Source organism: Methylobacterium sp. Leaf94 (genome assembly GCF_001426045.1).
Lineage (GTDB): Bacteria > Pseudomonadota > Alphaproteobacteria > Rhizobiales > Beijerinckiaceae > Methylobacterium.
On sequence record NZ_LMRM01000017.1, the window covers coordinates 88,157 to 109,808 of the forward strand.

Sequence of the window (21,652 nt, forward strand, 5' to 3'; positions counted from 1 at the left end):
GAGGGCCTGCGCCATGCACCACGTTCTCGACATGCCGGTCGACGCGGCCCAGGTCCGCGCCCTGAAGGTCGGCGACACCGTCACCCTGCGAAAGACCCTGTTCGGCATCCGGGACGCCACCCTGATCCACATGTTCGACCGGGGGCGCCGGACCCATCTCGATCTCACCGGCCACGCGGTGATCCACACCGCGCCCAACGTCCACCGCGTACCGGTCTCCCCCGAGGCGCCCGTGGGCTACGCGCCGTTCTGCATCGGCACCACCACCTCCATGCGGATGGAGCGCTTCACCGACGCCCTGATGCGGCGCGAGGGCGTGCGCCTCATCGTCGGCAAGGGCGGCATGGGCCCCCAGACCCTCGCGGCCTTCGCCGAACACGGCGGCGCCTACCTCGCCATCGTCGGGGGCGCCGCCGCCCTGGAGACGACCTGGATCGAGCGGATCGACGACATCGACCTCGACGATCTCCACCCCGAGAGCCTGTGGAAGTTCGCGATCCGCGACTTCGGCCCCCTCCTGGTCGGCATGGATTCCCACGGCGGCTCGCTCTTCGCCGACGTCCAGCGCGACGTCGCCAGCCGGCGGGATGCCGTCATCGAGAGCCTGGGAGCCGCCTGATGCGCGCCGTGCCGACCACCGTCGAGACCGACATCCTCATCCTGGGCTCGGGGGGCGCCGGCCTGTTCGCCGCCCTCCACGCCAAGAAGGCCGCCCCCGACCTCCAGGTCACCGTCGCGGTGAAGGGCCTGCTCGGCAAGTGCGGCTGCACCCGCATGGTCCAGGGCGGCTACAACGTCGCCCTCGCCCCGGGCGATTCGGTCGAGCGCCACTTCATGGACACGATCGAGGGCGGCAAGTGGCTGAACAACCAGGAGCTGGCCTGGACCCTGGTCACGGAGGCGCAGGTCCGCATCCGCGAACTGGAGACCGAGCTCGGCTGCTTCTTCGACCGCAACCCCGACGGCAGCGTCCACCAGAAGGCCTTCGCCGGTCAGACCTTCGACCGCACCGTGCACAAGGGCGACCTCACCGGCATCGAGATCATCAACCGCCTGTCCGAACAGGTCTGGCGCCGGGACGTCCGGCGCCTGGAGGATCACCGCGCCCTCGAGTTGATCCCGGCCGCCGACGGCTCCGGCCTCGCCGGCGTGCTGATGCTCGACATGCGGACCGGAATCCCGGTCCTGGTCCGCGCCCGGGCGACCCTGCTCGCCACGGGCGGCGGCCCGACCATGTACAAGTTCCACACGCCCTCCGGCGACAAGACCTGCGACGGCCTCGCCATGGCGCTCCGCGCCGGCCTGCCCTTGCGCGACATGGAGATGGTCCAGTTCCATCCCACCGGCCTGCTGGCGGGCGCGGGCACGCGGATGACCGGCACGGTGCTGGAGGAGGGGCTGCGGGGCGCGGGCGGCTACCTGCTCGACGCCTCCCGCGAGCGCTTCATGCAGCACTACGACCCGCGGGCGGAGCGGGCGACCCGCGACGTCGTCAGCCGCTCGATCATGCGGCGCATCCGCGACGGCCACGCCACCCCCCATGGCGGCGTCTACCTCCAGATGAGCCATCTCGGGCCCGCGGACGTGGCCGCCAAGTTCAAGGGCATGGTGGAGCGCTGCGCCGATTGCGGCTTCGACCTCGCCGGGGGCCTGGTCGAGGTCATCCCCACCGCCCACTACATGATGGGCGGGGTCGCCTTCCGCCCCGGCTGCGGCACCGAGCTGCCGCGCCTCTACGCGGCCGGGGAGGATACCGGCGGGGTGCACGGGGCCAACCGCCTCGGCGGCAACGGCGTCGCCAACTCGACGGTGTTCGGGGGCCTGGCCGGTTCCGCCATGGCCCGCGACGTCCGGGGCGTGCGACGCCTCGCCGAGCCCGATCCTCACGCGATCGAGGCGGGGCTCGCTCGCGCCTACGGCCCTCTCGGGCGCCCGGCCGGCGACCTGGAGGCGATCCGGGAGGCCCTCTACGCCACCATGTGGGACGATGTCGGCATCCTGCGCGACGCGGCCGGGCTGGCCCGGGCCGGGGAGCGCCTCGACGCCCTCGCGGCCGCGGTGGCGGAGGCCGGCATCCCCGACGGCGACCGCCGCTACAACCTGACCTGGATGGACCGGCTCAACCTCGAGAACCTCGTCCGCGTCAGCCAGGCGATCCGGGCCGCGGCCCTGGCCCGCACCGACAGCCGCGGGGCGCACTTTCGCGAGGACTTCCCCGACGCCTCCGATCTCGCCACCTCGCACTACACCGTGGTGCGCCAGGCCGGGGAGGGGCTCGACGTCACCCTGGAGCCCGTCGCCTTCACCCATGTGCGCCCGGGCGCCTCCCTCCTCGACGCGGCGGCCTGAGGCCGCGCCCCCACCCGACGGATCGCCGAGAGAGACGCCATGGACCAGTCCCGGGGCCGGCCGCGCGGAGCCGACATCGTCGTCGAGACGCTGGAGCGCCTCGGCGTGCGCCGCATCTTCACCCTGTCGGGCAACCACATCATGCCGATCTTCGATGCCCTGCTGGGCACGGACATCGCGGTGGTGCATGTCCGCCAGGAGGCCGCCTGCGTGCACATGGCCGATGCCTGGGGCCGCCTGACCGGGGAGGTCGGGGTCGCCCTGGTCACCGGCGGCCAGGGGCAGACCAACGGCGCCGCCGCCCTGTTCACGGCGCTGGCTGCGGAGAGCCCCGTCCTCCTGCTCTCGGGCCATGCCGGCCTGTCGGAGCTCGGGCGCGGCGCCTTCCAGGAACTCGCCCAGGCCGACATCGCCCGGCCGATGACCAAGGCCTCGTGGACGGCGGCTGCCGTCGACACCCTGGCCGACGACGTCGCCCGGGCCCTGCGGATCGCCCGCGCGGGCCGGCCGGGGCCCGTGCATCTCAGCCTGCCGGTCGACCTCCTGGAAGCGCAGGCCCCGGTCGCTCTCTCGGCCGCTCCCCCGGCACCCGCCGAGGCCGCGATCCGGGTCGGCGCGCCCGGCGCCGACCTCGTCGCGGCGGTGGCGGCGGAGCTCGGCCGGGCGCAGCGCCCCCTGATCCTGTGCGGCCCGGTCGCCTGCGGCGCCGAGGGGCGCGCCCGGATGGCGGCGCTGGAGGCGGCCTCGGGCGTGCCCGTCCTCGGGATGGAGAGCCCGCGCGGCCTCAACGATCCGAGTCTGGGCGCCTTCGCCGAGGTGCTGGCCCAGGCCGACTGCCTCGTGCTCGTGGGCAAGCCCCTCGACTTCACCCTGAAGTTCGGCGAGGCGCCCGCGGTGGCGCCGGCCTGCCGCTTCGTCGTCGTCGACCCCGACCCCGCCCTCGTCGCGCGGGTCGATCCGGCCCGCCTCGCCGTCTCGGGCACGGCCGATGCGCTGCCGACCCTCGCGGCCCTGGCCGGCTCCTGCGCCGGGGGGCGCCCGCACGCGGGGACGGACTGGCCGGCCACCGTGCGGGCGGCTGTGGCGTACCGGCCCCCGGACTGGGACGACCGGCGCGGCCCCGAGGGCCGCCTCCATCCAGTGGAGCTGTGCCGCGGCGTCGCCGCCTTCCTCGACCGGCATCCCGGCGGCACCCTGATCTGCGACGGGGGCGAGATCGGGCAATGGCCCCAGGCCCTGGTGCAGGCCCCCCGGCGCCTCATCAACGGGGTCTCGGGCACCATCGGCGCGTCGCTGCCCTTCGCCCTGGCGGCCCGCCTCCACGACCCGGCGGGGCCCGTGGTGGCGGTCCTGGGGGACGGCACCTTCGGCTTCCACATGGCCGAGTTCGACACCGCCGTGCGCTACGGCCTGCCCTTCATCGCCGTGGTGGGCAACGATGCCCGCTGGAACGCCGAGTACCAGATCCAACTGCGCCAGTACGGCGCGGCGCGGGCGCGCCACTGCGACCTCCTGAGTTCCCGCTACGACCGCGTCGTGACGGCTCTGGGCGGCCACGGGGCCCTCGTCACTCGGGCCGAGGACCTGCCCGGGGCCCTGGAGGAGGCGCAGGCCAGCGGCCTGCCGGCCTGCCTCAACGTGCTGATCGAGAGCGTGCCCGCCCCGGTGATCCGCAGGCCGAAAATTTCCGTTCCGTAAGGCGGGCCGACCGCATCCCCCATCGCGAGTCCGGTCCAGGGAGGTTCACATGCGCCGACGCGACGTACTGGCCCGGGGACTGCTCGGCGCGGGACTGCCCCTCCTCGGGGGCCTGCGCCCGGCCCGGGCCGAGGTGCAGGCGGTCACCATCGCGCGCCAGCCGAGCCTGGGACACCTGCCGCTGATGCTCATGGAGGAGCAGGGGCTGCTCCAGACCCACGCCGCGGCCCGGGGCCTGTCGGGGCTCGGCGTCCGCTACGTCACCCTGGCGGGCGGGGCCGCGATGAACGACGCGCTCCTGTCCGGCTCGATCCAGTTCGTGGCCGGCGGCGTGCCGCCCCTCGTCCTGCTCTGGTCCAAGACCGAGGGCACCGCCATGGCGGTGAAGGGCGTGGCGGCGATGAACGCCATGCCGCTCCTCATGAACACCAATGCGGAGCGCATCCGCTCGCTCGCCGACTTCACCGACCGGGACAAGATCGCCCTGCCGGCCGTGAAGGTCTCAGTTCAGGCCATGTTCCTGCAGATGGCGGCCGAGAAGGCGCTCGGGGAGGCGCGGCGCAACGACCTCGACCGCCTGACCGTGACCCTGTCGCACCCGGACGGCATGGCCGCCCTCCTGGCCGGCCAGGAGGTGACCGCGCATTTCACCGCCGCGCCGATCCAGGAGCTGGAGCTGCGCAGGCCCGGCATCCGGACGATCCTCAACTCCTTCGACGTGCTCGGCGGACCCTCGACCTTCAACGTGGTCTGGGCCTCCGCCGCCTTCGTGGAGGCCAATCCCACCCTCCACGCCGCGTTCACGGCGGCCCTGGAGGAGGCGGTCGCCTCCATCGCGGGCGACCCCCGGGCCGCCGCCCAGGCCTATGTGCGCCTCGCCCGCGACGGCTCCGACGTCGGCCTCATCGCGTCGATCCTGGCCTCGCCCCAGGTCAGCTTCACCACCACGCCCCAGGCGATCCTGCCCGTCGTCACCTTCATGGCCCGCACGAAAACGATCCGCCGCGGCGCCCAGGACTGGCGGGAGCTGTTCTTCGCCAACGTCCACGCCAAACCCGGCAGCTGAGTCCAGCTTGGCAGCCGAGGCCTCGTCCACCGCGCCTCAGGGCACGTCGGGGCGCGGATCCGGCACGAAGCCGTCGCGGTTGGGCATCCGCACGGCGGCGAGGCTCCTCGCCTCCAGGACGGCGTCGTCCGGCAGGAGGCCGTTCAGGTTCAGCAGGTAGCCGACGACGGCGTAGACCTCGTCGTCCGTGAGCGATTGCGGCGCGTCCATCGGCATGGCCCGGCGAACGTAGTCGAACAGCGTCGGGGCATAGGGCCAGAAGCTGCCCACCGTCTTCACCGGCTGGGCCGAGGCGAGGGTGCCCTGGCCGCCCACGAGCCGGTCGCCGAGGCCGCCCTCGCCCTTCGCGCCGTGGCAGGACGCGCAGCGCTCGGCGAAGAGGGCGCCGCCCTGGGCGACGCTGCCGCGGCCGGCGGGAAGCTTCCGGCCGTCCCGGTCGATGTCGATGTTCCAGGCGGCGACCTCCGCCGCGGTGGCGGGGCGCCCGATCCCGTAGCGGGTCTCGGCCGAGGCCGGGCCGGCCGAAGCGATCGCGGCCAAGCCGATCGCGGCCAACCCTGTCGCCGCTAGGGCGATGGCGGCCAGGGCGGTCGTGGGACTTGCGCCCATCCGGAGGGCAGTGCCGTCACGCCTTGGGATAGCCATTCGACACCTCTCCGCTCTTCGCGATGCGCCAGGGGATGACGGCGTTGTTGTGGTAGAACGAGTTCAGGCCCCGGGCCCCGGCCAGTTCGGAGAAGAGCGGTTGCACGTAGCCGGTCTCGTCGGTGGCCCGGCTCTGGATCACGGCGGGCTCTCCGTTCCAGGTCCAGGCCAGGCGGAACCGGGTCAGCGCCTTGTCGAGGACGGGCGCCTGGAGCTGCGCTTCCTGCCAGCTCCGGCCGTCGTCCACCGAGACCTCGACACGGGCGATCGTGCCCCGCCCGCTCCAGGCGATCCCGGTGATCTCGTTGAAGCCGGGCACGATCCGCTGCGTCCCCGACGGCCGCGTGATCACCGACTTCGCCTCCATGGTGAAGGTGAACTGCCGCGCGGTCCCGTCCGGCATCAGGTCGGTGTACTTGGCCGTCTCCTCGCGGGAATAGGCCGGCGCGTCCGTCACGTTGAGCCGGCGCAGCCACTTCACGCTCATGTTGCCCTCGTAGCCGGGCAGGAGCACGCGCAGGGGGTAGCCCTGCTGCGGGCGCAGGCGCTCGCCGTTCTGGCTGTAGACGAGCAGCGCGTCGTCGAGACACTTCTCGATCGGGAGGCTGCGGGTCAGCGCGGCCGCATCCGCGCCCTCGGCGATCACCCACTTGGCGCCCGGCTGGAGGCCGGCCTCCTCCAGCACCGTCCTGAGGCGCACGCCCGTCCATTCGGCGCAGCTCACCAGCCCCACCAGGTCGGAGGCGGTGCGGCCCGCCCGGATCGCCTTGAAGTCGGGGTTGCCCGAGCACTCGATGAAGTGGATCTGCGACACGCTCGGGAAGCGCCGGACGTCGTCCATGGTCAGGACCAGGGGCCGCTCCACCAGGCCGTGGATCATCAGGCGGTGCTGGGCCGGGTCGATCGCGGGGACGCCGCCATGGTGGCGCTCGTAGAACAGCCCGTTGGGCGTGATGATCCCGTCGAGCTCCTGCAGCGGCGTGCGCACCGATGCTGAGGTGTATTGCTTGAGGGTCTTCGGAATGTTCTTGACGACGGTCTTCTCGAACGGTGACGGCGTCCCGTAGGGTTGCGCCCCGGTCTCCGCGCCGGGGGTCGTCATCCAGGGCGGCACGCCCGGCGGACCGCCGGCCGGGGACGCCGCCGCGGCCGGTTCCGCTGCGCGTGCGGCGACGAGGCCGCCGCCGACGAGGGCAGTGCCCCGCGCGAGGAAGGATCGGCGCGACCTCGACGCGACCTCCGTGGTATTCCGGACGCGGTCTTCGTCGGATTCTGGTCCGCTCACGCTGCGTCTCCTTCACCGGGTCGGGGCCGTCGTCGGCAGCGCGGAGTGTAGGACCGCTCACCCGATTCCGTCATCCCCTTTCGGGTCTCCGCCGGCACAGCGTCGCGACGGGCAGGCCTCGCCGGGAGCGGAAGCGGAATTTTGCATGTCAGATCAAAAGGTATGCATTAAGGTTCTGGACAGGGATCGGGTGCGCGCCGCATGATCTCGCTCCCGGATCTCAGGCGGAGGTGCGCGCCATGGGTGGTTGTTGGCTCTGTGATACGCCTCAGGGAGCATTCCGCATCCAGCGAACGCTCCTGGGGCAGAAGGATTGTTACGTGGTTCTGCTGGACCACGACGTTCTCGGAACCTGCGAGACGGCGGAGCAGGGGCTCCGGATGCTGACCGAGGAGCACGCCTACAAAGCCGCGTGCGGGCTGGACCTGGCGCGCTTGCCGATCCCCCGCTCCCTGAACGGGTGGACCTTCGCGCCGGCCGCGTCGCATCGGACGGCCAACTGAGCGATCCGTCCGGGGCGGCCCGATCCCGTCGCCCCGCGATGCTCACGCCTCGCGAACGCCCGGCTTCTTCCCCGCCTCGAAGATGAACTCGACGCCGACCCCCTCGAGAGCCCGGCGCACGGCCAGGATCGTGTCGGGTCGCGGCTGGATGGCGGAATTAGAATCCTCCAGGCGGTTCAAGGTCGAGACGGAGACGTTGGCCAGCTTGGCCAGTTCCTCCTTCGACAGGCCGGTCAGGCCGCGGGCGGCCCGCACCTGTCCCGAGGTCAGTCCCGCCTCGGCCGAAGCCGTGGCCGTCGCCTGCGGGGAGGGCGGCGGCGACGCCTCGGTGCCGGAGGCGCCGTATCGATTCCGGCCCGGGACGTTGAGGCAGACGCCGACCCACTCCCGCACCGAGCCGTCGCGGTTCAGGACCGGAGCGCCGCGGGCGTTGAACCAGCGGTAGATGCCGTCCGCGCACAGCACCCGGTAGTCGGTGTTGTAGGGCGCCGTGTGCTCGACCGCCGTCATCCAGGCCGCCTGGGTCCGGGCGCGATCATCGGGATGGACGGCGTTCAGCCAGCCCATGCCCTCCATCTCCGCGTGGCTCTGACCGGTCAGGGCCATCCATTGCGGCATCTCGCTGGGTTCGCCGTTCGCCTTGTTGAGCCAGAAGACCGCGGCGGTCGCGGCGATCAGGGCGTTGAGGCGGTCGTGGCGCTGCATGACCGCATTCATGGCATCGTGACGCGCCGTCACGTCGAACACCACGCCCATGCCCTGGTTCGGCTTGCCGTCCTGCCCCAGGATCACCTCGGCATGGTGCAACAGCCAGCGCTGGGTGCGGTCCGGGCGGATGATCCGGAACTCGCGGCTGATCGGTTGGCCATTCCGCAGCACCGCGATCTGATCCGCGTGGGCGGCCTTGTCGTCGGGGTGGATCATGTCCAGGCCGAACCCGAAGGTTACGCGGGAGGCCGGGTCCAGGCCGATAATACGGTAGAGTCCCGGCGACGCGTCGACCTCTTCTTTGCGAAGATCCGCGGACCAGAAGCCCACCTTACCGGTGTCTTCGATGAGCTTGAGAAAGTGCCGGGAGGAGAACGCCCGCAGGGTTCCATTGCCATCGGATGCCGTCTGGGGGCGCATGAGAACTCTCGTGGGCACAGGCTTCCCCTTCGGCTCCAGCGATTCGATCTGCCTGCTGTCCTTATAGTTCCGAAGCGACTTGCCAATGGGTGAAAAGACACCTGGCTTGGCATTCGTACCGTGATGCCCCCCGGGATGCGCTGCGGGGAGGGGCGCACGGCTCATTCGACGGCATGCGCGTCTTCGTCTCCGCGTGGACGAAAACAGGCGCGAAAACAAACGATTGAATCGCGCCTCGACGGTGAAGAGCCCGCCTTCCCACCCGAAGACCGGCTTCAACGCCTCGGTCATCAGTTCCGGCTCGTTGGCCGCACTTGAGGATGAGCATGACAGAATTCGTTTCAGCTGGGTGCGGGCCTTGGTAGTTAGACCGCGGATGACAGAAAATGCGACGCAAAAACCCGGAGATACCCCCGAGTTTCGGGGATTTGCCTGTGTTTGCGTTATGTCCGCATGCCTAGTTTGCACCAGTAACGGCAGCCTGTCCGTTGCATGGGGATGGCGATGTTCTGGGGTGGCGATGAACTGAAATCGAAGCTCGGTGCGCTTGATGCTTCCCAAAAGTCGATCGATTTCGACCTCGACGGCCTCGCTGCCTCCGTCGGCGAGATCGCCCGCCGGACCAGCCGCCTGGCACGGAACCCCACCATCGAGGCGGCGCCGGCCCGGGAGCCGGGGCAGCACTTCGCCATCGGCGCCGCTGAGGTGAAGAGCCTAGCCGCCCAGACGGCGAAGGCGACCCCGAGCGTCGGAAGCCAGATCACCGGCACCCAATCCGCCGCCCGGGGGGCCGCCACCGTGATCGCCCGCATCGGGGAGACCATCGGGCCGACGAACGACATCGCGGCCTCCTCGACCGCCGTCGAGCAGCAGGCTGCGGTGGCCCAGGAGATGTCGGCCAGCATGCAGGTGATGACGGTCGCCGTCACCGAGTTCAGCCAGAACGGGGGTCTGATCAAGGTCTCCACCCGCGAGGTCGACGCCTCGACCCGGCAAGGCCGCGCAGCCTCTCGCAGCATGGCCGCCTGATGCCGCCCGTCTCCGCACACCCCGGCCTATCCGGTCGACGGGACGGATCCCCGGACGGATCCCGGGATCGCTTCGCGGTCCTGGACGATGGGCGCACCACCGGTGCGATCGGCGATGCCGGCCCGGAAGGGGTCGAGACCGCTCCGGGGCAGGCCGATACCCCGGCCTCCCCCTCCCAAGACGAAGCACGGCTGGGTGCGGCGGTCCGCGCGGCGATGCTCGGCGAGACGCTACAACTCGGCCGCTATTCCGCTTTCACCCAGGCGACCGTGGCGCTTTCGCTCGCCGCCATCTTCTGGGACATCGCCGCGAAGACCTACCTCGCCGTGCTGGCCGCGGCGGTGACGACGCTCTGCGGTGCCGCCATCGTCGCCACGCACCATTACCGGGGTGTCATCGGCGGGGGCGCGTCCTGCCCCTCCACCCGCGGCGCCTTCCGGGTCCTGCACCTGCTCGCGTTCGGGCGCGGCCTCGCCTGGGCGACGATGCCGGCCGTCCTGCTCCCGACCCTCGACAATGCCTATCGGGTCGTCGTCGGCGCCGTCTGCGCCGCCCTGATCTCGCACGCCTACGTCGCCGGCCCCGTCTTCTCCCTCGCCCTTCTGGCGGTGGTCCCGGTGGTCGCCGGCATCTTCATCGGCCTGGCGGGGTGCGAGGGACCGGTCGGCCACTCCGTTGCCCTGCTGCTGACCCTCTACGCGACCTTCGTCTTCGTCAGCGCGCGTCGCTTGTGCGGGCACGCCTACCAGCGCATCCGGGACCGCGTCGTGGTGCAGGCCCAGAGCGAGACGATCGAGCTCCTGCTCAAGGACTTCGCCGAGGGGACGAGCGACTGGCTGTGGGAGATCGACACCATCGGCCGCCTGAGGCCCTCCCTCGAGCCGATCGCCGGCCTGCTGGGCGTCGATCCGGTTGCCCTTCGCCACCGCACGCTCCAGGCTGTCCTGAGGGACTTCGCCGACGAGGCCGGGGGCGCGACCGGGATCGATGCCGTCCTGACCGCCATCGCGGCGCGGAGTCCGTTCCGCGATCACACCGTGCGGCTCCGGACGCGGGACGGCAGGCGCTGGCTGACCCTCAACGGCCGGCCCGTCTTCGATGCCCTCGGGACCTTCGTCGGATATCGCGGCGTGGGATCGGACGTGACGGCCAGCCGGGAGGCGCAGGCGCGCATCGCCTTTCTCGCCGGCCACGACAATCTGACCGGCTTGCCCAACCGCGCGGCGCTCCAGGCGGCCCTTCAGGATCTCTGCGGCGAGGCGTCCTCGAGAGCGGGCCGGGGCGTACTGCTCTACCTCGATCTCGACGGGTTCAAGGCGGTGAACGACGGCCGCGGGCATCTCATCGGCGACCGTCTTCTCGAGCAGGTCGCCCAGCGCCTGACGGACCTCTGCGGGTCGGAGGCCACGGCGTACCGCCTCGGCGGCGACGAGTTCGCCGTGGTCGCCCCACAGGCCGGCAAGGCTGCGGCCGAGATTCTGGCCAAAGGCATCGTATCCACCCTTCGACAGTCCTTCCGGATCGATGAGGCGCATGTGGAGATCGGCGTGAGCGTCGGCATCGCCTGCGTGCCGGACGACGCCATCGATCCGTCGAGCCTCCTGTCCCGTGCAGACCTCGCGCTCTACAGCGCCAAATCGGCCGGGAAGGGGCGCTGGCACAGCTTCGATCCGTCCCTCGAGGAGCGCGCTCATCGTCAGCGTCAGCTGGACACGGACATGCGCGAAGCGCTCGCCGCCGACGCGATGGAACTGCACTACCAGCCGCTGGTCGACATGCGAAGCGGGCGGGTCACGGGCTTCGAGGCGCTCCTGCGCTGGAACAAGCCCGGGCACGGCTGGGTCTCGCCGGGCGAGATCATCCCCACCGCGGAAGCCACCGGCTTCATCGTCGAGATCGGCGGCTGGGCCCTGCGCCGCGCCTGCACCGACGCGCGCCGATGGCCGGACCTGTGCGTCGCGGTGAATATCTCCTCCATCCACATGCGCATGCCGAGCTTCCACGAGGAGGTCGCCGCCATCCTGCGGGAGACGGGGCTGGCGCCCGAACGCCTGGAGATCGAGATCACCGAATCGGTCCTGCTCGACCACGGCGACGAGGTCCTGGAGAACCTGAAGCGGCTGCGTGCCCAGGGGGTGCGTATCGCCCTCGACGATTTCGGCACGGGCTATTCCAGCCTGAGCTACCTCACGGAATTTCCCTTCGACAAGGTGAAGGTCGACCGCTCCTTCGTGCGCGACCTTCAGGGGCGGCCCGAGAAGGTCGCCGTCGTCGAGGCGATCGCCCGGATGGCGCGCGCCCTCTCGATGAACGTGACGGTGGAGGGCGTGGAGACCCAGGCGCAGCTCGACGTCCTCCGCGCCAAGCGCTGCGACGTCGCACAGGGCTTCCTCTACAGCCCCGCGCGGCCCGCTTCCGAGGTGATGGCCTTGATCGATCGCATCGAGGCGACGTCCTCGCCGGTACCGGATCAGGCACGGATGCGGACCGCGCTGGCAATCGTCTGAGGCTCGCGGCGGATCACCGCGGTCGCCCCGTGGGCCGCCCATGATGCGTGGGCGCCGACCGACCCGGAACGCGGCCGCTGCGCGCCCTGAGCGACCTGACCTGGTGCGGATGAGGGATGCTTCGGTCCCGAACCTCCTTCGGTCGTCCCGCCGGACCCAGCCAGGCCGGGCCGGAGCGGGTCGGACGGCCCTTCTGCCGGGGTGACGGCGGTTCGCAGACGCCCTTCGCACAGGCCTGATCCAAGAGCCAAGAAGGCACGCGCGTGGCAGAAAATCTGTCACGGTCGTCGGTATCACGACGAAAGAATGGTTTTTTTGGGCGTCCGAGCCGCGGAAAGACAGTTTTCCAGTGCCGGGCTGAATATCTGATTCAGATATCGTCAAGTGGTGCGGTCTCACAATGATGTGATGTTCTGGATCGGTCATCGCGAAGATTCGAACAGCAAGTCAGCATAAGGGGAGAAATATCCGATGTTCGATTTCATGGGAGCGTCACGTAAGTCGAGGTCCGGCGCCGCAGTGTTTGGCGGCTTGCGTATGCCGGTTCTTGGGATCGACGCATTGTCGGTCGTCACGACGATGAATCCTGCCATGGAAGACTTGCTCGGGCCGGGCGGAGCCGACCATAAGGGTCGCCGCCTCGACGACCTCTGCCGCGACCTGTCCGGCCAGTCCATCGTCGCCGTCGGGCTGCGCCATCGGCACGACGCCCTGGCCCGCCTGGGCGGCCGACCCTTCGACGTCGCCGTCACGCCGCTGATGGAGGGCCACAGGATCTCGGGCTACGTCCTGGAATGGACCGACGCCACCCCCCGCCTGGAGCGGGAGGACCAGGCGCGCCGCCTCGCCGCGATCGAGGCGTCCCAGGCCGTCATCGAGTTCACCCCGGGTGGCACCATCGTGTCGGCCAACGCGGCCTTCCTCGCGGTCATGGGCTACACCCTCGACGAGGTTCGGGGACGCCATCACAGCCTGTTCGTGGAGGCGGCCTACCGGGACAGCCGCGCCTACGCCGCCTTCTGGGACGGCCTCCGGGCGGGCCACGCGGAGGTCGCCGAATTCAAGCGGGTCGCCAAGGACGGCAAGGCCGTCTGGATCAAGGGCTCGTACAATCCGATCCGCGACGGTGCCGGCCAGGTCGCGCGGGTGGTGAAGTACGCCACCGACATCACGGCGCAGACCGTCGAGACCAACGCGCTTCGCGGGCAGGTCGACGCCATCCGCAGGTCGCAGGCCGTGATCAGCTTCGACCTCGACGGCCGCGTCCTCGAGGCGAATGCCAACTTCCTCGCCGCCGTCGGCTATACGGCGGCCGAGGTCGTCGGCCAGCATCACGGCCTGTTCGTCGACGCTGCCCACCGCGCGAGTGCCGAGTACGCCCGGTTCTGGGAAGCCCTGCGCCGCGGCGAGTCCCAGGCCGGGCAGTTCCGCCGCATCGGCAAGGCGGGGCGCGAGGTCTGGATCGAGGCCAGCTACAACCCGGTGCTCGACGCCGACGGACGACCCATACAGATCACCAAGTTCGCCATCGACGTGACGGCCCAGGTCGAGCAGCGGGAACAGGTCCGGCGCCTCGAGGAGGCCTCCGCGCGCGAGCGGGTCGAGGCCGAGGCCCGCCACCGGGCCGAGCGCGTGCAACTGGCCGACGCCTTCGAGCAGACGGTGGGAGCCGTCCTGGCCTCCGTCGCCTCCGCGGCGACTGAGCTGCAGGCGACCGCCTCCGGCATGTCGGGCATCGCGGCGGAGACCGCACAGCAATCGACCGCCGTAGCTGCCGCCGCGAGCCAGGCGGCCGCCAATGTCGGCACCGTCGCGGCGGCCGCGGAGGAGCTCGGGGCCTCGGTCGACGAGATCAGCCGGCAGGTCGCGGGCTCGGAGGACCTGGCGGGCCAGGCGGTCGCCGAGGCGGAACAGACGGCGACCCTGGTCCAGGAACTCAGCGAGGCCGTGCGCAGGATCGGCGACGTCGTCGCCATGATCTCGGCCATCGCGAGCCAGACCAACCTCCTGGCCCTGAACGCGACCATCGAGGCGGCCCGGGCCGGCGAGGCCGGACGCGGCTTCGCGGTGGTCGCGGCCGAGGTCAAGGAACTCGCCAACCAGACGGCCCGGGCGACCGATGAGATCACCGGGCAGATCGGGCGGATCCAGGGGGCGACGGGAGGCGCCGTGAGCGCCATCGATGGCATCCGTCGGCGCATCAAGGAGATCGACGCGGTCGCGGGGTCCATCGCGGCCGCCGTGCAGCAGCAGGGGGCGGCGACCCAGGAGATCGTGCGCAACGTGACCGAGGCCGCCACCGGGACCGGCGAGGTCACCAGCAACATGTCCGGTGTCGCCCGGGCGGCCGAGGAGACCGGAAGCGCGGCGACCCAGGTCCTCACCGCCGCCTCGGACCTCTCGCGCCAGTCCGAGCATCTCGACGGCGAGGTCTCCCGCTTCCTCGCCAAGATCCGGACGGCGTGAGGCGGCCATGCGCGAAACCTCCGGCCTTCCGTTCGACCGGTCCGCCCACCGCTTCGGCCCGGCGGAGAACCGCGCCGGCCTGGCGGGTCTCGAGGCCGGCGGGTGCCGCCATCGGCTCGCCGGCACCTCCGCGTCGATCACGCGCTCGCTGCAGGGCCTTCAGGACGCACTCGTCCTGTTGGTCGCCGCGCTGCCGGCCGACGATCCGATGGTCCCCCGGCTCAACGCGGCCGCGCAGAACATGACGCGCCTCGCACGGGCCGTCCTGACCTACGGGGCGGTCCACGACTCTCACGCCGTGCCGGAGCTCTGAGCCGGGGCCGCCGATCCTCGTCGACGCGCCCCGCCCCTGGGCGGCAGGATTGTCGCCCGAACCCAGGACGCATCCTCGGGAACACCGATCCGCGGTGCGGTGCGACCCGTATTCCGGCGGGGCGCGTGAGCCTGTCGAGCCAAGTCCGTCCGGGCCGGTTCGGTTCGTCCCGGCCGGGCGCTGGCCGGCGCGAGCGTCAGATCTCCGGCGGCGCGTCGGGCGTGCCCTCGTGGCGGTCGCGATGTGCCGCGGCCCGCGCGAGGAGCAGGAGCGTGACGGGCGTCGACACGGTGAGGAACACGCCGATCAGGGCGTCGCGCAGGACGAGCCGGCCCTCGAGCAGCGAAAGGAGCAGCATGGAACTGATGAGGATCAGGGCCATGCCCAGCGTCGCCCCGAGGGTCGGCGCGTGGACGCGCTCGTAGAAGGTCCGCAGGCGGATGAGGCCGAGGGCTCCGGTCAGCGAGAAGGCGGCTCCGACGACCGCCAGCGCGACCACCAGCCAGGCGGCCCAGAGCGGCAGCTCCGCGCCGCTCATTGGATCACCTCGCCCTGCATCAGGAACTTGGCCAGCGCCACGGTGGCGGTGAAGCCGATCATGCCGAGGATCAGCGCCGCCTCGAAGTAGAGGCCGCTGCCGGTGCGCATGCCGTGGACCACGATCGCCAGCATACCGTTGAGGTAGAGGGTGTCGAGGCCGAGGATGCGGTCCTGCGCGCGCGGACCGCGCAGCATCCGCCACGCGGCGAGCGCCATCGCCAGCACGAGCATGCCCTGGGCCAGGCCGAGCCCCCAGTCGAGAACGGCGGTGGCGCTCATGCGAAGACCTCCATCAGGGGGCGCTCGTAGCGGTCCTTCACCCGCCGCACCCATTCGTCCCCGCCCGTATAGTCGAGCACGTGCAGGAGCAGGCAGCCGGTCTGCGAATCGTACTGCACCCAGAGCGTGCCGGGGGTGCCGGTGAGGATGATCGACAGGACCGTGATGCCGAAGGGCTCGCGCAGGTCGAGGGGGATCGTCACGAACCCGGTGCGCCGCTCCCCGCGGCGCAGGCCCAGGATGATCCGGGCGACGTCGACGTTCGACCGGACCATGTCGTAGAGCACGACGACGGCGAGGCGCGCGAGGGTGCCCGGCGCGCGCACGAGGACGGCGCGGGGCTGCAGCGCCCGCATCACGGCGGGAACCGACACCCCGACGAGGAGCGCCAGCGCGGCGCTTCCCGGTGTGATCGGGGCGTTCAGCAGGAGCCAGGTCAGGGCGAGGGCGACCGTCAGCAGCGGGTAGGGCAGGAACCGGCTCATGCGCCCGCCCTTCCATGGGCGGCGCCGAGGACGGCCCGGACGTAATCCTGCGGTTGCGCCAGCCACTGGACGGTGGCGTCCGCGTAGGCGAGGGCCGGGCCGCCCCAGAGGGCGAGGGCCAGGCAGGCCGCGAGCAATCCGGCCACAGCCAGGAACTCGGGCGGGCGGAGCACCGGGGGCGGGTCGTCGCTCGGAACCCAGAGGTTCTGGATGCCGAGACGGACCAGCGGCGCCAGGGTGCCGAAGCTGGAGAGCGTCAGGGCGGCGATCAGCCACCAGGCCGAGGCCGGGATCGGGCCCGTGGCCAATGCGGTGAACATCGCGAGCTTGCCGACGAACCCGGCCAGCGGCGGAATGCCGGCGAGCATCAGCGTGCAGAGGAGAAAGCCGCTTCCCAGGAGCGCGACCGCCGCCGGAAACGTCCGGCCGATCTCGATCGCGTCGGCGTCGTCGAAGGGGTCGCGGTACTCGTCGGCGAAGACCGCCTGCTGGGTCTGCCCCGGAGCGCGGCCCCGCTGCAGGATCTCGGCGAGGAGGAACAGGGCGCCGGCGGCCAGCGTCGATCCCACGAGGTAGTACAGGGCGCCCGCGAGCGCTGCGGCGCTGCCGGTGCCCAGGACCGCCAGCATCGTGCCGGACGAGATCATCACGGCGTAGCCCGCCGCCCGGGTGAGCTCGCGCGCGGCCAGGATCCCGATGGTGCCGTAGGCCATGGTCGCGAGCCCGGCCGCGAGGATCCAGGTCTGGCCGAAGCCGGCGGACAGGCCCGAACCGAACAGGAGCTGACTGAGGCGGATCACCACGTAGATGCCGACCTTGCTCAGGATGGCGAGGATCGCCGCCGCGGGCGCGCTCGCCGCCGCGTAGGTCGTCGGCAGCCAGAAGCCGAGGGGCCAGGCACTGCACTTGATCAGGAAGGCGATGCCGAGCACGGCGCAGCCGATCTCGAACAGGGCCGGTTCGGCGGCCGCCGGCGCCGCGAGCCGCCGCGCGAGGTCCGCCATGTTGAGCGTCCCCATGGTTCCGTAGATCAGGCTGACGCCGACGAGGAAGAACAGCGAGGCGACCAGGTTCACGGCGATGTAGCCGAGGCCGGCCCGGATCCGCATCTCGCCCGAGCCGTGCAGGACGAGGCCGTAGGAGGCGGCCAGCATCACCTCGAAGAAGACGAACAGGTTGAACAGGTCGCCGGTGAGGAAGGCCCCGTTCACGCCCATCAGGAGCAGTAGGAACAGGCCGTGGAAGCGGGGTCCCGCCCGGCCCCAGCGGGCGAAGGAGAAGACGAGGGCGCACAGGCCGAGCACGCTCGCCAGCACCAGCATCAGCGCCGAGAGCCGGTCGGCCACCAGGACGATGCCGTAGGGCGCGTCCCAATTGCCGAGGCGATAGACCTGGGCCGCTGCCTCGGCGCGCAGGGCCAGCACCAGGGCGATGCCGAGAAGGAGAAGCACGGTGACGAGGCTGAGCCCCGATTTCAGCCGGCGCCGCCGCTCGTCCAACAGGAACATCACCCCGGCCACGGCGATCGGCAGCACGATCGGCAGCACCACGAGGTGGTCCGACCAGGTGGTCTCGGCGGTGGCAGTCAGGACGGATGGGGTCATCGGCAACGGGTCATCGCGGAGGAACGCCTCATGCTGGGGGAGCGCGTCCGGCCGGGGAAGGGCGTCACGCTGAGGAAGCGTCTCATGGGTGCGGATTCCCGGGCTGCGGTTCGCCCTCGCCAGGCTCGCGGCCATCCACGTGATCGCTGCCGGTGATGCCGCGGGCGGCCAGCAGGACGACGAGGAAGAGCGCCGTCAGCGCGAAGCCGATCACCAGGGCGGTGAGGACCAGGGCCTGCGGGACCGGATCGTCGACGGAGACCACCTCAGCGCCGGCCCCGAGCACCGGCGGCGCCCCGACCGTCAGACGGCCCATGGCGAAGATGAAGAGGTTCACGGCGTAGCTCAGCAGCGAGATGCCGAGGGCGACCTGGAAGGTGCGCGGGCGCAACATCAGCCAGATGCCCGAGGCGGCGAAGACGCCGATGCCCAGCGACAGGACGAGTTCCATCAGGCCGGCTCCCTCTCGGCGGCGCGCTCCGCCTCGGCTTCGGCCGCCCGCGTCCGGCGCACGGACTGGTGCGCCAGGGCGACGAGCATCAGCGCGCTCGCGCCCACCACCAGGACCATGATCCCGAGATCGAACACCAGTGCGCTCGCGACCGGCACCTTTCCGAGCAGCGGCGGCTCCCAGTAGGCGAAGGAGGCGGTGAGGAACGGGCGCCCGAACAGCCAGGATCCCGCGCCCGCCAGGACGGCGACCAGCAGGCCGACGCCGATCCAGGCGATCGGCCGGATGCGCAGGCGCTCCTCCACCCACTCGGCCCCCTGGGCCATGTATTGCAGCACGAAGGCGATGGTCAGCGCGATGCCGCCCGCGAAGCCCCCGCCGGGCAGGTCGTGTCCCCGCAGGAACAGGTGCAGGGCGAGCAGGACGATGAAGGGGAACAGCCACGTCATCACCACGCGGGGAACCAGCAGGGCATCGGCGGCGGTGTCGCCGGGGCTGCGGCCGGCCCGTGCCGCGTCGTAGGCATCGTGCCTGACCTGCTGCTTGGGACGTCCGAGACTGTCCGAGGCCGGGCGGAAGCGGCGCAGCAGCGCGAACACCGTGAGCCCGACGATGCCGAGCACGCAGATCTCGCCCAGGGTGTCGAACGCACGGAAATCGACCAGCAGGACGTTGACCACGTTGCGCCCGCCCGCCTGCGGGTAGGCCTCCTCGACGAACCAGCGCGCGATGCCGTCGACCGCCGGCCGGGTCATCACCGCGTAGGCCAGGCCGGCGAGGCCGAGGCCCGCGAAGGCCGCGATGCAGAGGTCGACGATGCGCCGCCGCCGGGCCCGCGCCGCCTCGGAGGCCGGAGCCGGAATCGCGGCGTCGCGCTTGGGCAGCCAGCGCAAGCCCAGCAGCAGCATCACCGTGGTGACGATCTCCACGAGGATCTGCGTGACCGCGAGGTCGGGCGCCGAGAGCCAGAGGAAGGTCAGGCTGCTGACGAGTCCGGCTCCGCCGACGAAGATGGCGGCCGAGAGGCGATGATACTTCGCCCGTTCGGCCGCCCCCACGGCGCAGGCCGCACCGACCAGCCACATCAGGGCGAAGGCGGGGTCGAACGTCGTGGCGCGTCCCGGTGCGAAGAGGTCGAGCCCCCGCACGGCTCCGGCCAGCATGGCGGCCAGGAGCACGGTCAGGAAGAGGATGCGCAACTGCACCTGGAGGCGCTCGCTGCCCAGGTGCCCCTCCAACCGGCGGGCACCGGTCACGAGCCCGGTCATCGCCCGTTCGAACAGCCGGCCGCCGTCGAGCCGGTCCATCAGCCAGGGGCCGCCGCGGGGATTGGCGTTGATCCGCCGCCCGAACACGCCGTAGAGCGCGACGCCCCCTACCAGCGCCACGACGCTCAGGGCCAGCGGCGCGTTGAAGCCGTGCCAGATCGCGAGGTCGTAGTCCGGCGTCCGCGCCCCGAGGACCGACCGGACCGCGCCCGCGAGGGCGGGCCCGATGGTGAGATTCGGCACGAGGCCGATGGCGATGCAGACCAGGACGAGCAGTTCGATCGGGATGCGCATCCAGCGGACCGGCTCATGGGGCACCTGCGGCAGGTCGTGGGGGGCGGGCCCGAAGAAGGTCTGGCGGATGAAGCGCACCGAGTAGAGCATGGTGAAGGCGCTCGCGAGCGTCGCCAGGATCGGCAGGGCGAGGTTCAGCCCGTGCTCGCCCGCATTGTCGACCGCCTCGGCCAGGAACATCTCCTTCGAGAGGAAGCCGTTGAGGAGGGGCACGCCCGCCATCGCGGCGGCGGCCACCATCGCCAGCGTCGCCGTGTAGGGCATCGCCCGCCACAGCCCGCTGAGGCGGCGCATGTCCCGCGTGCCCGTCTCGTGGTCGATGATCCCGGCCGCCATGAAGAGCGAGGCCTTGAAGGTCGCGTGGTTCACGGTGTGGAAGATCGCCGCCACGACGGCGAGGGGCGAGTCGAGACCGAGCAGGAGGGTGATCAGCCCGAGATGGCTGATCGTGGAGTAGGCGAGCAGGCCCTTGAGGTCGTGCTGGAAGATCGCGCTCCAGGCGCCCACCAGCATCGTCGCCATGCCGGCGGTGCCGACGATCCAGTACCAGGTCTCGGTGCCGGCCAGCACGGGCCAGAACCGGATCATCAGGAAGATGCCGGCCTTCACCATGGTGGCGGAATGTAGGTACGCGCTGATCGGCGTCGGGGCCGCCATCGCGCGCGGCAGCCAGATATGGAAGGGGAACTGCGCCGACTTGGTGAGGGCACCCGCGAGCACGAGCACCAGGGCCGGGAGGTAGAGCGGGCTGGAGCGGATCGTGTCACCCGAGGCCAGGACCACCGCCAGGTCGTAGCTCCCGACGATCTGCCCGATCAGCACCATGCCGACGAACAGGCAGAGACCGCCGGCCGCCGTGATGGTGAGGGCCATCCGAGCCCCGTCGCGGGCGGACGCATTGTCGGTCCAGTAGCCGATCAGCAGGAAGGACACGATGCTCGTCAGTTCCCAGAACACGACTAGCTGGATCAGGTTGCCCGAGAGCACGATCCCCAGCATCGCGCCGACGAAAGCGAGGAGATAGCTGAACAGGCGCGGGACCGGATCTTCGGCGGCCATGTAGTAGCGCGCGTACAGGACGACGAGCGCGCCGATCCCGAGCACGAGGACTGCGAACAGCCAGGCCAGGCCATCGAGCCGCAGGACGAACTGGACGCCGAGCGTCGGAAGCCAGTCCACCGCCCAGACCAGGCTGCCGCCGGGCGCGGACACCATTGGGTAGAGAACCCCGATGCAGGCGAGGCACGCCACCAGGGTCGACCCGGCCAGGATCGCGGCGGCATTGCGCGCATGTCCGGGCAGGCTGATCACGGCCGCGCTGCCGAGAAAAGGAAGGATCGCCGCGATGGCAAGGAGAAGTTGAGGCGGCATCAGCTCGGGCGATGAGAGGAACGGGCGGACACGGGCAGCCTCGCGATCGGCCGGAGGCGCCCCTCCGCGAGCGGGGACGCGCCGACGCACGCCACACGGCTATAGCCTCCGGGAGACCGGGTGGCGAGCGCCGCCCGGCGGGAGCTTCCCGAACCCACGACGCGACCCGCCACGGCGGAGGCCGGGCGGGTCGGTGTGAGATCTTGTCGGTCGGGAACGGCTCAGAGGTTGAGAAAGGTCTGGGCCGAGCCGACGAGGGTGAAGACGAGTCCACCGGCGAAGGCGGCGATCATGGCGTAGGAGAAGCCTTTCAGCAGCATGGGGGTCTCCTCGGGGTGTCCGGTCGGGTTGGGGTGTCCGATCAGCAGCGG

Annotated in this window: 18 protein-coding genes; 9 read left to right on the plus strand and 9 right to left on the minus strand. The window is 71.2% G+C overall.

The genetic code is table 11. From position 1 onward, the window contains the following. The first annotated feature begins 13 nt into the window (after positions 1-13). Genes ASG63_RS11885 through ASG63_RS11900 form a run of 4 tightly spaced genes read left to right on the plus strand, consistent with a single transcriptional unit; the run spans position 14 to position 5,113 of the window. Positions 14-619: a fumarate hydratase C-terminal domain-containing protein gene (locus ASG63_RS11885; protein WP_056216309.1), complete on the plus strand. Its 606-nt coding sequence runs from the start codon at positions 14-16 to the stop codon at positions 617-619. Further along, positions 619-2,349: an L-aspartate oxidase gene (locus ASG63_RS11890; RefSeq protein ID WP_056216312.1), complete on the plus strand. Its 1,731-nt coding sequence runs from the start codon at positions 619-621 to the stop codon at positions 2,347-2,349. Before ASG63_RS11885 ends, ASG63_RS11890 begins: the two co-directional genes overlap by 1 nt. Positions 2,350-2,388: 39 nt before the next feature. Further along, entirely contained in the window at positions 2,389-4,047 is a 1,659-nt protein-coding gene (locus ASG63_RS11895; protein ID WP_056216314.1) for a thiamine pyrophosphate-binding protein, read from the plus strand. A 49-nt stretch (positions 4,048-4,096) separates the two neighbouring features. Continuing rightward, positions 4,097-5,113, plus strand: coding sequence for an ABC transporter substrate-binding protein (locus ASG63_RS11900; protein WP_056216316.1), 1,017 nt, complete (start codon positions 4,097-4,099; stop codon positions 5,111-5,113). Positions 5,114-5,149: 36 nt separating this feature from the next. On the opposite strand, the gene ASG63_RS11905 is transcribed toward ASG63_RS11900, so the two are convergent. Together ASG63_RS11905 and soxC are read right to left on the minus strand one after the other, a co-directional pair. Then, the gene (locus ASG63_RS11905; RefSeq protein WP_082559279.1) at positions 5,150-5,758 is read right to left on the minus strand and encodes a c-type cytochrome; all 609 of its coding nucleotides are present in this window, start codon (positions 5,756-5,758) and stop codon (positions 5,150-5,152) included. Next, a complete protein-coding gene (gene soxC / locus ASG63_RS11910; protein ID WP_056216320.1) occupies positions 5,739-7,043 on the minus strand; it encodes a sulfite dehydrogenase in 1,305 nt (434 codons plus the stop codon). Before soxC ends, ASG63_RS11905 begins: the two co-directional genes overlap by 20 nt. 320 nt (positions 7,044-7,363) lie before the next feature. Here soxC and ASG63_RS11915 point away from each other — a divergent pair, with 320 nt between their 5' ends. Beyond that, complete coding sequence (locus ASG63_RS11915) at positions 7,364-7,546, plus strand: hypothetical protein (protein WP_056216322.1); 183 nt, start codon at positions 7,364-7,366, stop codon at positions 7,544-7,546. Between the two features lie 42 nt (positions 7,547-7,588). Here ASG63_RS11915 and ASG63_RS11920 read toward each other — a convergent pair whose 3' ends face one another. Beyond that, positions 7,589-8,965 carry a PAS domain-containing protein gene (locus ASG63_RS11920; protein ID WP_244479886.1) on the minus strand — a complete coding sequence of 459 codons (1,377 nt, stop codon included), beginning with the start codon at positions 8,963-8,965 and terminating at the stop codon, positions 7,589-7,591. 213 nt (positions 8,966-9,178) lie between these two features. On the opposite strand from ASG63_RS11920, the gene ASG63_RS11925 reads away from it, so the two are divergent. The 4 genes from ASG63_RS11925 (at position 9,179) to ASG63_RS11940 (ending at position 14,989) form a co-directional block, all read left to right on the plus strand. Then, positions 9,179-9,703, plus strand: a complete 525-nt coding sequence (locus tag ASG63_RS11925; RefSeq protein ID WP_056216326.1) for a methyl-accepting chemotaxis protein — start codon at positions 9,179-9,181, stop codon at positions 9,701-9,703. Next, on the plus strand, positions 9,703-12,210 hold the full coding sequence (locus ASG63_RS11930; RefSeq protein WP_082559281.1) for a putative bifunctional diguanylate cyclase/phosphodiesterase: 2,508 nt from the start codon (positions 9,703-9,705) through the stop codon (positions 12,208-12,210). Before ASG63_RS11925 ends, ASG63_RS11930 begins: the two co-directional genes overlap by 1 nt. A 591-nt stretch (positions 12,211-12,801) precedes the next feature. Next, on the plus strand, positions 12,802-14,676 hold the full coding sequence (locus ASG63_RS11935; RefSeq protein ID WP_056216328.1) for a methyl-accepting chemotaxis protein: 1,875 nt from the start codon (positions 12,802-12,804) through the stop codon (positions 14,674-14,676). A gap of 7 nt (positions 14,677-14,683) precedes the next feature. After that, complete coding sequence (locus ASG63_RS11940) at positions 14,684-14,989, plus strand: hypothetical protein (RefSeq protein ID WP_056216331.1); 306 nt, start codon at positions 14,684-14,686, stop codon at positions 14,987-14,989. A gap of 196 nt (positions 14,990-15,185) precedes the next feature. Here ASG63_RS11940 and mnhG read toward each other — a convergent pair whose 3' ends face one another. The 6 genes from mnhG to ASG63_RS11970 form a co-directional block, all read right to left on the minus strand. After that, entirely contained in the window at positions 15,186-15,527 is a 342-nt protein-coding gene (gene mnhG / locus ASG63_RS11945; protein ID WP_056216333.1) for a monovalent cation/H(+) antiporter subunit G, read from the minus strand. Beyond that, positions 15,524-15,808 carry a K+/H+ antiporter subunit F gene (locus ASG63_RS11950; protein WP_056216335.1) on the minus strand — a complete coding sequence of 95 codons (285 nt, stop codon included), beginning with the start codon at positions 15,806-15,808 and terminating at the stop codon, positions 15,524-15,526. The genes mnhG and ASG63_RS11950 overlap by 4 nt, the downstream gene beginning before the upstream one ends. Beyond that, positions 15,805-16,293, minus strand: a complete 489-nt coding sequence (locus ASG63_RS11955) for a Na+/H+ antiporter subunit E (RefSeq protein WP_056216337.1) — start codon at positions 16,291-16,293, stop codon at positions 15,805-15,807. The genes ASG63_RS11950 and ASG63_RS11955 overlap by 4 nt, the downstream gene beginning before the upstream one ends. After that, a complete protein-coding gene (locus ASG63_RS11960) occupies positions 16,290-17,897 on the minus strand; it encodes a monovalent cation/H+ antiporter subunit D (RefSeq protein WP_056216339.1) in 1,608 nt (535 codons plus the stop codon). Before ASG63_RS11960 ends, ASG63_RS11955 begins: the two co-directional genes overlap by 4 nt. Before the next feature lie 82 nt (positions 17,898-17,979). Then, entirely contained in the window at positions 17,980-18,348 is a 369-nt protein-coding gene (locus ASG63_RS11965; protein ID WP_056216341.1) for a Na+/H+ antiporter subunit C, read from the minus strand. Beyond that, on the minus strand, positions 18,348-21,281 hold the full coding sequence (locus ASG63_RS11970; RefSeq protein WP_056216343.1) for a monovalent cation/H+ antiporter subunit A: 2,934 nt from the start codon (positions 21,279-21,281) through the stop codon (positions 18,348-18,350). The genes ASG63_RS11965 and ASG63_RS11970 overlap by 1 nt, the downstream gene beginning before the upstream one ends. Between the last annotated feature and the right edge of the window lie 371 nt (positions 21,282-21,652).

Excerpts from the sequence above, each read along its gene's own strand:
- mnhG (WP_056216333.1), bottom strand. The coding sequence starts at position 15,527 with ATGAGCGGCGCGGAGCTGCCGCTCTGGGCCGCCTGGCTGGTGGTCGCG.
- ASG63_RS11885 (WP_056216309.1), top strand. The coding sequence starts at position 14 with ATGCACCACGTTCTCGACATGCCGGTCGACGCGGCCCAGGTCCGCGCC.
- ASG63_RS11970 (WP_056216343.1), bottom strand. The coding sequence starts at position 21,281 with ATGCCGCCTCAACTTCTCCTTGCCATCGCGGCGATCCTTCCTTTTCTC.
- ASG63_RS11965 (WP_056216341.1), bottom strand. The coding sequence starts at position 18,348 with ATGGAACTCGTCCTGTCGCTGGGCATCGGCGTCTTCGCCGCCTCGGGC.
- ASG63_RS11930 (WP_082559281.1), top strand. The coding sequence starts at position 9,703 with ATGCCGCCCGTCTCCGCACACCCCGGCCTATCCGGTCGACGGGACGGA.
- ASG63_RS11905 (WP_082559279.1), bottom strand. The coding sequence starts at position 5,758 with ATGGCTATCCCAAGGCGTGACGGCACTGCCCTCCGGATGGGCGCAAGT.
- ASG63_RS11925 (WP_056216326.1), top strand. The coding sequence starts at position 9,179 with ATGTTCTGGGGTGGCGATGAACTGAAATCGAAGCTCGGTGCGCTTGAT.
- ASG63_RS11935 (WP_056216328.1), top strand. The coding sequence starts at position 12,802 with ATGGAAGACTTGCTCGGGCCGGGCGGAGCCGACCATAAGGGTCGCCGC.
- ASG63_RS11895 (WP_056216314.1), top strand. The coding sequence starts at position 2,389 with ATGGACCAGTCCCGGGGCCGGCCGCGCGGAGCCGACATCGTCGTCGAG.
- ASG63_RS11900 (WP_056216316.1), top strand. The coding sequence starts at position 4,097 with ATGCGCCGACGCGACGTACTGGCCCGGGGACTGCTCGGCGCGGGACTG.
- ASG63_RS11890 (WP_056216312.1), top strand. The coding sequence starts at position 619 with ATGCGCGCCGTGCCGACCACCGTCGAGACCGACATCCTCATCCTGGGC.
- ASG63_RS11955 (WP_056216337.1), bottom strand. The coding sequence starts at position 16,293 with ATGAGCCGGTTCCTGCCCTACCCGCTGCTGACGGTCGCCCTCGCCCTG.
- ASG63_RS11960 (WP_056216339.1), bottom strand. The coding sequence starts at position 17,897 with ATGACCCCATCCGTCCTGACTGCCACCGCCGAGACCACCTGGTCGGAC.
- ASG63_RS11920 (WP_244479886.1), bottom strand. The coding sequence starts at position 8,965 with ATGACCGAGGCGTTGAAGCCGGTCTTCGGGTGGGAAGGCGGGCTCTTC.
- ASG63_RS11950 (WP_056216335.1), bottom strand. The coding sequence starts at position 15,808 with ATGAGCGCCACCGCCGTTCTCGACTGGGGGCTCGGCCTGGCCCAGGGC.
- ASG63_RS11940 (WP_056216331.1), top strand. The coding sequence starts at position 14,684 with ATGCGCGAAACCTCCGGCCTTCCGTTCGACCGGTCCGCCCACCGCTTC.